General features: G+C 62.3%; 13 protein-coding genes. 5 read left to right on the forward strand and 8 right to left on the reverse strand.

What is annotated here, in order from left to right; genetic code table 11:
- Window positions 1-6: 6 nt before the first annotated feature.
- Both AC1D0I_RS24170 and hmgA read right to left on the reverse strand, forming a co-directional pair.
- A complete protein-coding gene (locus AC1D0I_RS24170; RefSeq protein WP_477398248.1) occupies window positions 7-861 on the reverse strand; it encodes an MBL fold metallo-hydrolase in 855 nt (284 codons plus the stop codon).
- Window positions 862-872: 11 nt separating this feature from the next.
- Window positions 873-2,186, reverse strand: a complete 1,314-nt coding sequence (hmgA, locus tag AC1D0I_RS24175) for a homogentisate 1,2-dioxygenase (protein ID WP_477398230.1) — start codon at window positions 2,184-2,186, stop codon at window positions 873-875.
- Window positions 2,187-2,277: 91 nt separating this feature from the next.
- Here hmgA and AC1D0I_RS24180 point away from each other — a divergent pair, with 91 nt between their 5' ends.
- The gene (locus AC1D0I_RS24180; RefSeq protein ID WP_477398232.1) at window positions 2,278-2,715 is read left to right on the forward strand and encodes a MarR family winged helix-turn-helix transcriptional regulator; all 438 of its coding nucleotides are present in this window, start codon (window positions 2,278-2,280) and stop codon (window positions 2,713-2,715) included.
- A gap of 49 nt (window positions 2,716-2,764) precedes the next feature.
- Here AC1D0I_RS24180 and tdh read toward each other — a convergent pair whose 3' ends face one another.
- Entirely contained in the window at window positions 2,765-3,799 is a 1,035-nt protein-coding gene (gene tdh / locus AC1D0I_RS24185) for an L-threonine 3-dehydrogenase (protein ID WP_477398234.1), read from the reverse strand.
- A gap of 52 nt (window positions 3,800-3,851) precedes the next feature.
- Window positions 3,852-5,039, reverse strand: a complete 1,188-nt coding sequence (locus AC1D0I_RS24190; protein ID WP_457151996.1) for a glycine C-acetyltransferase — start codon at window positions 5,037-5,039, stop codon at window positions 3,852-3,854.
- 310 nt (window positions 5,040-5,349) lie between these two features.
- Between AC1D0I_RS24190 and AC1D0I_RS24195 the strand changes: the two genes are divergently transcribed.
- Both AC1D0I_RS24195 and AC1D0I_RS24200 read left to right on the forward strand, forming a co-directional pair.
- The gene (locus AC1D0I_RS24195) at window positions 5,350-7,419 is read left to right on the forward strand and encodes a putative bifunctional diguanylate cyclase/phosphodiesterase (RefSeq protein ID WP_477398236.1); all 2,070 of its coding nucleotides are present in this window, start codon (window positions 5,350-5,352) and stop codon (window positions 7,417-7,419) included.
- A gap of 170 nt (window positions 7,420-7,589) precedes the next feature.
- The gene (locus tag AC1D0I_RS24200; protein ID WP_477398238.1) at window positions 7,590-8,330 is read left to right on the forward strand and encodes a polysaccharide deacetylase family protein; all 741 of its coding nucleotides are present in this window, start codon (window positions 7,590-7,592) and stop codon (window positions 8,328-8,330) included.
- 7 nt (window positions 8,331-8,337) lie between these two features.
- Here AC1D0I_RS24200 and AC1D0I_RS24205 read toward each other — a convergent pair whose 3' ends face one another.
- Window positions 8,338-8,766: a MarR family winged helix-turn-helix transcriptional regulator gene (locus AC1D0I_RS24205; RefSeq protein ID WP_457151999.1), complete on the reverse strand. Its 429-nt coding sequence runs from the start codon at window positions 8,764-8,766 to the stop codon at window positions 8,338-8,340.
- A gap of 117 nt (window positions 8,767-8,883) precedes the next feature.
- Here AC1D0I_RS24205 and AC1D0I_RS24210 point away from each other — a divergent pair, with 117 nt between their 5' ends.
- Together AC1D0I_RS24210 and queF are read left to right on the forward strand one after the other, a co-directional pair.
- Entirely contained in the window at window positions 8,884-9,291 is a 408-nt protein-coding gene (locus AC1D0I_RS24210) for a hypothetical protein (RefSeq protein ID WP_095085906.1), read from the forward strand.
- 238 nt (window positions 9,292-9,529) lie between these two features.
- Window positions 9,530-9,991: a preQ(1) synthase gene (queF, locus tag AC1D0I_RS24215; protein ID WP_095086672.1), complete on the forward strand. Its 462-nt coding sequence runs from the start codon at window positions 9,530-9,532 to the stop codon at window positions 9,989-9,991.
- Between the two features lie 110 nt (window positions 9,992-10,101).
- Here the strand turns inward: queF and AC1D0I_RS24220 are convergent, their stop codons facing one another.
- The 3 genes from AC1D0I_RS24220 to AC1D0I_RS24230 form a co-directional block, all read right to left on the reverse strand.
- Complete coding sequence (locus AC1D0I_RS24220) at window positions 10,102-10,710, reverse strand: hypothetical protein (protein WP_477398240.1); 609 nt, start codon at window positions 10,708-10,710, stop codon at window positions 10,102-10,104.
- 5 nt (window positions 10,711-10,715) lie between these two features.
- On the reverse strand, window positions 10,716-11,195 hold the full coding sequence (locus tag AC1D0I_RS24225; RefSeq protein WP_477398242.1) for a DUF3828 domain-containing protein: 480 nt from the start codon (window positions 11,193-11,195) through the stop codon (window positions 10,716-10,718).
- 197 nt (window positions 11,196-11,392) lie between these two features.
- Window positions 11,393-12,502 carry a mandelate racemase/muconate lactonizing enzyme family protein gene (locus tag AC1D0I_RS24230; RefSeq protein WP_477398244.1) on the reverse strand — a complete coding sequence of 370 codons (1,110 nt, stop codon included), beginning with the start codon at window positions 12,500-12,502 and terminating at the stop codon, window positions 11,393-11,395.
- Window positions 12,503-12,638 lie beyond the last annotated feature (136 nt).

Here is a 12,638-nt window from a genome sequence, read left to right on the forward strand (position 1 = left end):
TCAGGGTCATGCGAACTCCACAACAAGGCCGTCGCTGGCGATCGTCAAGTCGCCGGCCCATGTTTTCCTGACAGCAGCGATCCAGTCGGCCTCGCCGATCCCGGGATCGTCGGCCGGAATGAGGTGGTTAAGCACCAGCCTCTTCACGCCGCCATCGCTGGCGATGCGCCCGGCCTCCTCGGCAAAGCTGTGGCTGGCGAGCAGATGTTCCCGCAGCCGCGCGCCATTGCCGGTTTTGGCCACCAGCCGCTCTATGCCTTCCTCCAGCATAGCTTCGTGGACGAGGATATCGGCGCCTTGGGCAAAATCGGCGAGCGGCGGAAAGAAGGCCGTATCGGTGGAGAACACCACGCCTTTCCCGCCATGTTCGAAGCGCAGCGCAAAGCAGTCGGTCACCGGCGGATGGTCGACGCGCAGCGCTGAAACCTCGAGGCCGTGTTGCTCGACAATCAAGCCTTCGGTGAATTCGTTGATCGAAACCAGCTCGCGAATATCCGGCCGGCCTTCGTCGACGATGCGGACTTCGATGTCGAATTCCATCGCCTGACAAAAGCGCCGCCAGTAATGGCCGGTGCCGGGCGGACCGTACACGCTGACGGGCGAGGCCAGACCGGCCGTCCAGGCGGTGTGGACCAACGGCCCGAGTTCCAGCACATGGTCGGAATGCAGATGCGTGATGAAGATCAGGTCGAGCGCCTTCAGCCCGATGCCCGCATCGACGAGACCCCGCGTCACACCAAGCCCGCAGTCGATGACAATGCTGCGACCGCCCATCTGCAGCAGCGACGAACTCGGCCATCGGCCACCTGGCCGCAGCGCCGGCCCGCCCTTCGAGCCCAAAAGCACCAGCCGGTCCGGCATCGGCTCGCCGCTCAAGACCAGTCGCCCTCGGGCGTGCCGTTGAAGCGCTTCTTCAGATCGGCCCAGCAGTCGATGTAATTGTCCTGCCGGGTTTCCAGTTCGGCGCCGTAGCGCGTCAGCATCTGCGGAAAACGGGTCTCGAACATGAAGGCCATGGTGTTGTCGAGCCTGACCGGTTTCAGGTCCGCGCGCGAGGCTTTTTCGAAACCCGGCGTATCCGGGCCGTGGGCCAGCATCAGATTGTGCAGGCTGATGCCTCCGGGAACCAAACCCTCCTCCTTGGCGTCATACTGGCCGTGGATCAGGCCCATGAATTCGCTCATGATGTTGCGGTGATACCAGGGCGGCCGGAACGTATCCTCCGCCACCAACCAGCGCGGCGGGAAGATGACGAAGTCAATGTTGGCGGTGCCTTCCTCGCCGCTGGGCGCCGTCAGCACGGTGAAGATCGACGGATCGGGATGGTCGAAGAGGATGGCGCCGACCGGCGAAAAGGTGGCCAGATCATATTTGTAGGGTGCGTAGTTGCCGTGCCAGGCAACGACGTCCAGCGGCGAGTGGCCGATCTCGGTCACATGGAAGTTGCCGCACCATTTCACCGTCAGCCGGCACGGTGTCTCCTTCTCCTCGAACCAGGCGCAAGGCGTCTTGAAATCGCGCGGATTGGCCAGGCAATTGGCGCCGATCGGGCCACGGTCCGGCAAGGTCAGCTTGGCGCCATAGTTCTCGCAGACATAGCCGCGCACTTCGGCATCGACCAGCTCGACCTTGAAGACAAGCCCGCGGGGCAGCACGGCGATCTCGCCGGGCCGAAGCTCGATGACGCCCATCTCGGTGACGAAGCGCAAGGCGCCGACCTGCGGCACGATGAGCAACTCGCCATCGGCGTTGAAAAAATGGTCGTCAACCATCGAGCGGTTGGCGACATAGACGTGGGCCGCCATGCCGGTTTGCCCAAGCACGTCGCCGGCGGTGGTGATGCTGCGCATGCCGGCGATGAAATCGGTCGGCTCCTTCGGCATCGGCACCGGGTTCCAGCGGTACTGGCCGAGCGCCAGCTCGTGATCACCGACATTGGGAGCGCTCTTCCATAATGGATAGTCAGCCGGTTTGAAACGGCCGGTGTGCTTCACGCTCGGACGGATCCGATAGAGCCAGGAGCGTTCATTGGTGCCGCGCGGCGCGGTGAACGGCGAACCGGAAAGCTGCTCGGCATAGAGGCCATAGGCCGGCCGCTGCGGCGAATTCCGTCCCTGCGGCAGCGAGCCGGGCAAGGTTTCGGTTTCGAAGTCGTTGCCGAAGCCCGGCATGTAGGAAAAGGCCATCGCTTCCTCCCGGAATTGACCAAACTGGTTTCATTTGTAACCATCGAAAATGTAACTATCAATGCCAATGCTTCTGCCGGGATGTGCAACCATGGAAATCCTCGACCTGGAAAACTTCCTGCCCTACCGGCTCTATCGCCTGGCCGACGCGGTCAGCCGGGAATTCGCGGGGATATACAAGGACAGCCATGGCCTGACGCGGCCGGAATGGCGCACCCTTTCGGGGCTGGGCCAGCACGGCACGATGACGGCGACAGCCCTCGGCAAGCAATCGGCCATGCACAAGACCAAGGTGTCACGCGCCGTTGCCGAACTCGAACGACGGCGCTGGCTGACGCGCACTCCCGATGAAAACGACCGCCGCGTCGAGCATCTGACCCTGACCAAGGCGGGGCTCGCGGCATATCGTGAGATGGTGCCGCTGGCGAAGGCGTTCGAGCGGGAATTGCTGGAAAAGTTGACTGTCAACGAGCGTATGGCAATCGCGGAAGGATTGGCCGCGCTGGAGCAAGCGTTGGGCAAGAATTAGATCGCTAGCGGTCGGCGCGAAGGATCGCTGCGCCTCTTTACTCGGCGCCTTACCAGTCCATCACCACCTTGCCAGAACTGCCGCTGCGCATCGCATCGAAGCCGGTCTGGAAGTCGTCGATGCCGATGCGGTGCGTGATCAACCCGGAAACATCCAGCCGGCCCTGCACCAGCGCGATCATCTTGTACCAGGTCTCGAACATTTCGCGGCCGTAGATGCCCTTGAGATGCAGCATCTTGAAGATGACCTTGTTCCAGTCGATCTCGAAGCCGGTGGGCGCAATGCCTAAAATGGCGATCTTGCCGCCATTGTTCATCGTATCGATCATGTCGCGGAAGGCCGGCGCCGCCCCCGACATTTCGAGACCGACGTCAAAACCCTCGGTCATGCCGAGCACCGGCATGACGTCGCGCAGCTTTTCCTTCGAGGCGTCGACGACGTGCTGCACGCCAAGCTTTTTCGCCAGCGCCAGCCGCACCGGGTTGATGTCGGTGATGACCACCTTTCGCGCACCGACGCATTGCGCCACGAGCGCGCCCATGATGCCGATCGGCCCGGCCCCGGTGACCAGCACATCCTCCCCGACCAGATCGAAGGACAGGGCGGTATGAACCGCATTGCCGAGGGGATCGAAGATCGCGGCGATCTCGTCCGGCACGTCGTCGGGGATCGGCACGACATTGTGCTGCGGGATCGCCAGATACTCGCCGAAGGCGCCGGGGCGGTTGACGCCGACGCCGAGCGTGTTGCGGCACAGATGCCCCCTGCCCGCCCGGCAGTTGCGACAGTGGCCGCAGACGATGTGGCCTTCGCCCGACACGCGCTGGCCGACCTTGTATTCGGTGACCGCGGCGCCGAAATCGGCAACCGTGCCGACGAATTCATGGCCTGTCACCATCGGCACTGGCACCGTCTTTTGCGCCCACTGGTCCCAATTGTAGATGTGGACGTCGGTGCCGCAGATCGCGGTCTTCCTGACCTTGATCAGCACGTCGTTGGGGCCGATCTCCGGCACCGGCACCTCTTCCATCCAGATGCCCGGCTCAGCCTTGGCCTTCACCAGCGCCTTCATCATGTTCGACATGCTTTTATCCCTTGAATCTCTTGTTCCGGAATCGCTTTGCGACTTCGGCCTTTCAGGAAATCACCCCGAGTTCGCGCCCGACGGCGCCGAACGCCTCGACCGCGCGGTCGATGTCGGCGCTGGAGTGCGCCGCCGACATCTGCGTGCGAATGCGTGCCTGGCCCTTCGGCACCACCGGGAAGGAAAAGCCGATGACATAGATGCCACGCTTCAGCATGCGCGCCGCCATCTCCTGCGCCAGCGTCGCGTCGCCCAGCATCACCGGAATGATTGGATGATCGGCCCCGGCCAGCGTGAAGCCCAGTTTGCCCATCTGCGACCTGAACCGTGCCGCATTCGCATATAGGCGTTCGCGCAAGGCGTCGCCATTGCGGATCAGGTCGAACACCTTGATCGAGGCGCCGGCGATCGCCGGCATCAGCGTGTTGGAGAAGAGATAGGGCCGCGAGCGCTGGCGCAGCCAGTCGACCACTTGGCTTTTGCCCGATGTGTAACCGCCGGATGCACCGCCGAGCGCCTTGCCGAGCGTGCCGGTGATGATGTCGACCCTGCCCTCGACGCCGCAATGCTCGGCCGAGCCGTGGCCATTCTGGCCGACGAAGCCGACCGCATGGCTGTCATCGACCATCACCATGGCATCGTATTTGTCGGCGAGGTCGCAGACACCCCTTAGATTGGCGATGATGCCATCCATGGAAAACACACCGTCGGTGGCGATCAGCCGGAAGCGGCAATCCTTCGCCTCCTTCAGCCGCGCTTCGAGGTCGGCCATGTCGTTGTTGGCGTAGCGGAAGCGTTTTGCCTTCGACAGCCGCACGCCGTCGATGATCGAGGCGTGGTTCAGCGCATCGGAAATGATCGCATCGTTCTCGCCGAGGAGTGTCTCGAACAGGCCGCCATTGGCGTCGAAGCAGGAGCCGTAGAGGATGGTGTCCTCCAGGCCGAGGAAGGATGAAATCGTCGCCTCGAGCTGCTTGTGTTCCTCCTGCGTGCCGCAGATGAAGCGCACCGAGGCCATGCCGTAGCCATAGCGGTCGAGCGCCTGGCTGGCCGCCGCACGCAGGTCGGCGCTATCGGCGAGGCCGAGATAGTTATTGGCGCAGAAATTAAGCACCTTCTGGCCGCCGACCTCGATCTGCGCCGACTGGGTCGAAGAGATCACCCGCTCGGATTTATAGAGGCCGGCCGACTTGAGCCCCGCGAGTTCGCTGTCGATGTGAGAGAGAAATGCTGCGGTCATGATCGGRCCTCGTTTGATGTGGGCCGACTGTCGTCCGGCCCGCGCGAAAAATCCATCGCAAAAACGACCGGATCGGTGGGCAGGCGGCCCCGATATGCATCGTCATGCGGCCGCGGAAGCGACGTCACGACAACAGTGCTGGCCGACGACCTCTCAAATGCCGACACAGCACGAAACCAGCCGATAACCATTTCGCGATCTTTAAGCGTTTCCCCCTCGCCGTCCGGCTGTCGATTTCCAGACCTGTTAACGTTTGCAAGCCAATGGTCCTCGCAACAAGAATCCGTTGGCGAGAGGGCCGCCCCACAACATGTCGCAGCAGCCGGTGCAAACCGTTTCAGGCAAGCTCATACTGCTGATCAAGGCTGGCTACTGGCTGGCCCTGCTGATCATCGCCGCCATGGTGATAGCCTCCTTCATCCTGCTGCAGCAGATGATGGCCACCCAGCAGCACAACAACACCTTGCTCGACATCGTCAGCACGCAAAAGACGCTGTCGCAGCGCATCGTCTTCCTTGCCGGCGCAACGAGTTCCGGTTCGCGTGACAAGCAGCCGGCACTGGTCAGCGCTCTCAAGCAGGCGACGGCGGAGTTCGAGACGAACTACGATCTGCTGCTCGAGCAGACCAATGCCGACCCGATGTCGCCTGCCCGTTTGGACCCGAAATCGACCGAGAGCGTGCTGTTCGCCAAGCCGTTCCATCTCGATTATTTCTCGGTAGGCCTCGTCGCCAATGGCAAGCGGCTGATTTCATCCTTTGAATCCCAGCTGACGGGCGCCAGTGACGGCTACAAGGGCAGCGGCGAGCGCGTCAATCTCGATGCCTCTGTCGCCAACGCGACCTTGTCGGGCTACGCAGCGCTTGGCCAGCGCATCAGCGCCGATGCCGACGAGCGCGCCGAGAAGCTGCTCGCGCTTCACCGCACGCTGTTCTACGCCACCCTCGGGGTGATCGTGCTGGTGGCGCTCTTCATCTTCCGGCCGATGTCGAACGCCATCCTGCGCAAGACGCATGAGCTGATCGACGCGCGCAATTCCATGGCCTTCATCGCGGTGCATGACGGCCTCACCGGCCTGCACAACCGCACGTTCCTGACCGATCATTTCGATACGCTGATCAAGGGCTCGCAACGGCGTCGTGAGCGGCTTGCCGTCGTCCAGCTCGACCTCGACCGGTTCAAGCAGATCAACGATACGCTCGGCCACGCCGCCGGCGACTATGTGCTGGTCGTCACGGCGCAGCGCATGCGCGATTCCTGCCGGGCATCGGACCTGTGCGTACGCCTGGGCGGCGACGAGTTCGTCATGATCCTCGGCGGCGCCGGCGGCACCGAAGACATCAACATGCTGGCGCGGCGTATCCTGGCCCACATCAACGAGCCGATCATCTTCCAGGGCACGACCATTCTTCCGGGCGCCAGCGCCGGCATCGCCGTCTACCCGGTCGACGCCGACAATGCGCAGGACCTGCTGGTCCACGCCGACCTGGCACTCTACTCCGCCAAGAAGCTGGGAGGCAGCAACTTCTCGTTCTTCTCCGAAGAGTTGCGCCGCGAGCTCGACTATCGCAAGCAGCTCGAGCACGACATCAAGATCGCCATCGCGGACCGGGCGTTCCAGGTCTATTTCCAGCCGCAGGTCTCGTTGACCGACGGCACGATCAGCGGCATCGAGGCGCTGGTGCGCTGGAACCATGCCGAGCGCGGCATGATCTCGCCCGGCGAATTCATTCCGGTCGCCGAGAAATGCGGCTTCATGCCGGAGATCGGCCGCATCGTCATCTCGAAGGCGATCAACGAAGCCGCCGAATGGAACCGCGCCGGCATTGCCTTTGGGCGGCTTGCCGTCAATGTTTCAGGCACCGAACTGCGCGAGCACGACTTCGATGCGTTCCTGTTCGAGACGCTGGAGAAGGCTGGGCTGCCGCCGCAGAAACTGTCGCTGGAAATCGTCGAGTCCGTCATTCTCGACGACGAGAAGACCGGCATCGCCGCCAAGCTGCGCCATATCAGGGCAGCCGGCGTCCATCTCGAACTCGATGATTTCGGCACCGGCTATGCCTCGCTCAGCCACGTAAACCCCAACGAGATCGACCGGCTGAAGATCGACCGCCGCTTCGTTCAGAACATCCATGAGAATGGCGACAACTCGAAGATCGTGCGTGCCATCACCGAGCTGGCGCGTGGCCTTGGCATCTCGATCGTTGCCGAAGGCGCTGAAACCGAGGCCGAGCTCGATTCGCTGATGGCAATCGGCTGCGATCAGGTGCAGGGCTATTCCATCGCCTTCCCGATGCCGCAGGATAAGGCGCTGGAATGGCTGACGGCCCGCATGCCGAAGAAGGCCAGGCTGACGGTGCTGCAGGGAAGCCTGGCGTAGGCAAAGCGCGTCGCGCTCGAGCGGAGACATCCGACGCGATTTGTCTCTCCGTTTTCTCCATGTCGTTGCCCCAGAACCGCTGCGCACCTTTGGGCGACATGCACCGCCCGCCTTGACAAGCCGTTGTGGACATGGCGGCCTGTCGTCATCGCAACCTGATAGTGCGGGTGATGACACCGTTTCGGATTGTCCTGGCGGCACTGTTGATTTTTGCGTTCCCCGCCCATGGGGCGGATCGCACAATCTATCTCACCTTTGACGATGGCCCGCTGAACGGCACCAGCAACATCCTCGACGTGCTGGAAGCCGAACAGGTTCCGGCGACCATGTTCATGGTCGGCATGCATGCGCAAGCAAGCACCGCCAACAGGGCGCTCGTCCAGCGCGCCAAACAGCTTCCGCTGGTTACGCTCGGCAACCACAGCTACAGCCACGCCAACAACCGCTACCAGCATTACTACGCCGACACCGAAGGCGTCGTCGCCGACATGATGCGGGCAAACGTGGTGCTCGGCCTGAAGCCGGTGGTGCACGCCCGGCTGCCGGGGCGCGACGTGTTCAGGCTGCCCTCGATGTCGAAGAACGACACTTCGCTTGGCCTGGCCCAGGAGGGACGCGAGGAACCCGACTACGAGTTTGTCGCGGCCTCGGGTTTTTATCTCTATGGCTGGGACCACGAATGGGTGCACAAGGACAGCGGCGAGCCGGTGCAGAGCGTCGACCATCTGGTCAGCGAGATCGATCACCTGTTCGGCTACGGCCGCTTCGTGAAGCCGCACAAGCTGATCCTGCTGATGCATGACGAGATGTTCCAGGACAGTTTCGACGGCAAGACCAAACTGACCAACCTGATCACCGCACTGAAGCTGCGCCACTACACCTTTGGCGCAATCCAGAGCTACGACGACTGAGCCTGCCCTAGCTTTCCACATTGGCCCGCAAGGCCGCCAGCACCTGTGCGAACTCAGCCAAGCGCTCGTCGGAAAGACCCACCCGCAGCCGCTTGTCGAAAACAAGAGCTGCCTTGCGCAATGTCTCGAACAAAGCTTCTCCGGCATCGGTCAGTTCGACCAGGTGAACCCGGCGGTTGACGGGATCGCGGCGGCGCGTCAGCAGGCCCTGCGTCTCCATCGCGTTGAGATGGTGTGTCAGCGTCGCGCCCTGGATGCCGATCATGCCGGCAAGCTCGCGCTGGTTGGCAAGCTTGCTTGATTTGACCGAAAGCAGCGTGAGCCAGACAGGCAGCGTGCCGCCAGCCTCGACCAGGGCAGCGTCAAAAGCCTGGGCAACCAGCTTGGCGGTACGGCCGAGATTCATGCCGACTGGCGGGCGTTCAAAGGGCGTCATCACAAGACACTAGAACAAGGGAAAGGCCGATGGAACTGGCCGTGGTTTATACATTGACACCTAACCGTTAGATATCTAACTATATCATATTGACGCACGAAACAGGAGAATCCGGTCATGCAGTACGTCTACATCGTCGTTATCGGCCTTCACGTCATGGCGGGCGTATTCTGGGCAGGCACGACGATCACGCTGGCGCGCGATCCCGATATCCGTGCCGAGCGCTTCATCCAGCCGCAAATGGGTGCGGCCGGCATGGTTTTCCTGACCGGAGCGCTGCTCTGGTATTTCTTCCACGGCGCCTATTTCGGCTCGATGGAAATGGTGCTGGCGCTTGGCATCCTGACCGCTTTCGCCGCCGCGGGCGTGCTCGGCGCCATGGTCAGGGCGCCCAGCCGGCGGCTTGCCGGCGCAAATGCGGAAACCGAAACGCAACTGCGCGCCAGAATGGCGACGGGCGAGCGCATCGCCGCGCGGCTGCTGGTCGTCACCGTGCTCTGCATGGCCGTCGCCAGGATGGTCTGAGACGCAGCAACTCACAGAATCGTACGTTGTCTGGCGACAAGCCGATGACGTGCGGGCGCGCGGCCTGACCGACGTACACGGGCTCTCGTACGCAGGGCCGACCGCGCGCCACCAACGATGCCGGGGCACTTTTCGGTCCGATGGTTCAGATCCTATTTAATGATCGGATTCGACCGAAAACCGCTGCGCGCTTTTCGGTCCGGTGCTAATGAGCGGCAAATTCGAAGGAATGCTGCCCATGACCGTCACCAAGAACCTTACCCAGCTCGGCGCACACGTCGAGACCCCCCAGAGCCCCGATCAGGCGGTGCTGGAGACCGTGCCGTTTACGCGCGGCGACGGCCCGCCCGCAATCGTGCGCTTCACCTGCCCGGAATTCACCTCGCTGTGCCCGGTCACCGGCCAGCCGGACTTCGCCCATATCGTCATCGACTACGCCCCCGATGCGCTGCTGGTGGAATCGAAGTCGCTGAAACTGTTCATGACCTCGTTTCGCAACCACGGCGCTTTCCATGAAGAATGTACCGTGATGATCGGCCGCCGCATCGTGGCGGCAACCAAGCCGCTGTGGCTGCGCATCGGCGGCTACTGGTTCCCGCGCGGCGGCATTCCGATCGACGTGTTCTGGCAGACCGGCGCGCCGCCGGAAGGCGCCTGGTTGCCCGATACCGGAGTGGCGCCCTATCGTGGGCGCGGCTGATGCATGTCACCCAAAATTGACGCCGGTTTTGAGGCAACGGCATACATAAAAACAAAGAGTTAAGGCGCGTCGCCTGAATCCGTTTCAACAACGCGCTTTTGGTCTCCCGCTCATTCGCACTGATATTGGCTGAGCGCCCATTCGCCGGTCACCGACAACAGGTCCGATATCTTCCAGTCGCCGTCCACCTTGCTGAACTTCCATTCCAGCCGGTGCGGGTTGCCGGCGACAACGAAGGCGACAATGACCTTGGCCTTGTCGCCATTGATCGCTTCCAGCGTCTTCAGGCTCTTGTCGATCTCGGCTTTGTCATAGTTCGCGTTGTCGAGCGCCATGTTGGGGTCGAGGCATTCGCCCTGTCCCGATTTGCGCAAGGCGTCGCTCTTGTCGAGAACGGTTTTCGCCGGATCGATGAAATGACTGCGCTGCGCCGGATCGAGTTCGAGCCCGACCTGATCGTAAAATGGCCGCACCACCGCCCTCGGCGATCCCGGCTGGATGGGTGCGGCGGGCTCGCTGGGCGGCCATGCCACTGGTGGCGTTGCGGGTTCCACCGCACCGCCGGGCGCATTTGCAGCTGGCGCCCCGCTGTCGCCCGGGGCGCTGTCAGCCGGCGCGTTTGCCGGCGGCGCACCGAACAGCCCTTGCGCGGCGGCGCCGCTCGGACCCGCTGCCAGCAGGCACATGGCCGATAGTGCCAGGATCCGGCGACGGACCATCCCCTTCACTCCGGCGTCTGGCCGGCCACGCATTCCAGCGCACTGAGCTTCCAGTCGCTGGTCTTGGAGGCAATGTCCGATATCTTCCACTTGCCGTCGATCTTCTTGAGCGACCAGACCATGTCACGTTTGGAGTCATCGCCTTCCGAAAAAAGGCTGAAGGACGCCGTAACCTCGGCGGTGTCACCATCGAGCTTCTCGGACAGTTTCAGCGTTTTCGAGACAGTCTTCTGATCGAAGTCCTGTGCGTCCAGGCCAGGATCGAAATCGATGCAGGCGACCTCGTCAGGGTTCTTTTTCGTTGCCTGGTCGTTCAGGTTGAACAGGCTCGTCACCGGCTCGGTGAACCGATCCCGGTATTGCTCGTCAGCCTCGAATTTGACCGCCGGCACATAGAAGAACTTCACCGCATCGGACGCTGGTCCGGCGAAGGCAGCCGCGGGCAAGGCTATCGAAAGGGCGGCAACGAGCACTGTCAGTCGCATGCAGGATCTCCGGCTTTTGATGGCTTGACGCTATCAATACCACACATCCTGCATATCGACTTTTTTGCGGCTGATGAAGTCCTGGAGCGCCAGCCCCCAGGCGCCCCGCCAGACATTCCGGAGGCTCGCAAAAGCACCTCCGCGGTTAACTGCCGACGACACTGGCAGATACAATCGCCGCGAACATCACAGGATCCTCAGCCTCCGAAAGTCGCGACAGGCGCTTTGAGCCGGGAGCGCTCAGGCTTGACACCGAGCCCTGGCATCTGCGGGACGCTTATATGCCCGTTTTCGATGACGACGGGGTTTACCGGGTCGGTATGCCCTTCGATGTATTCCTGCGCGATCCAGGCGCCCTCGAAACGGCTCGGTTCGACGGTAGCGGCGAGGTGCACGCAGGCCGCGGCGATGACGTCCCCACCCCAGGCATCGTCGCAACTGTGCGGGAGCGATCGTATCGCACACAGGTCGCGGACCGTGACCATCTTGGTGAGGCCACCAAGGCGGGTGACCTTCAATCCGAATCCGTCCGCGATACCTGAGGAAACTGCCCGCAGGACGGCATTCAAATCCTCGGTATTCTCATCGAGGTAGACCGGATGGGTCACGCGTCCCTTGAGACTGGCGACTTCCTCCATGGTGTTGCAAGGCTGTTCGAACACGAACGGGATTGCCTGGCAAAGCCGATCGATGTGCAACGCCGCCGCGGCGGTGAGGCCACGATTGGCGTCGACGGCTATCCGGGCCTTGAAGCCAACCACTTCCCATACCTTGTGCACGGTGGCGACGTCTTGCTCGAGATCCTGTCCGCCTATCTTGATCTGAAGTCGTGGGTATCCGGCCTTGACCTTGTCGACGGCAATACGCGCCGTCTCGTCCGGTGCGCCGAGAATAGTCGAGTAGTAAGACGGTACACGATCGGTGAGCGCCCCGCCCAGAAGTGTTGAAACCGGAACGCCCAGCCGCTGGCCGGCGAGGTCGAGGAGGGCTATGTCCAAGGCCGCCTTGGCATAGTTGTGACCGTTCAGCCGCTCGTCCATTCGTTTCGCGAGGCGGCGCATGGACGCAGTGTCCTCACCAACGAGTCCAGGCGCTATTTCGGCAATTGCCGCTCGCGCACCCAGGGCATGTTGGGGCTGATAAACAGGGCCGACCGGGCACGTCTCACCCCAGCCTGACAGTCCGTCCTCGGTGGTCACTTCAACGAGTGTGCTATCCAGATTCTGCACGGTATCGCTAGCCATCCGGTAGGCGCCGCCTTTGACAGGCAGAAGCACCTGATAGACTTTGATCGACTCGATGCGCATACGGACCTCAGCCCTCTTCGTGCCAAGCGATTCTGGCCATCTTGCCATCCGGGTGCATGGCGGCGCTCTCGGTCACAAACATGGATCGAACTGCTGTGCTCAAGTCCGCACGTTGTGCTTGCGCTTCATGAAGTCC

This window comes from Mesorhizobium sp. P2_D1 (genome assembly GCF_056404455.1).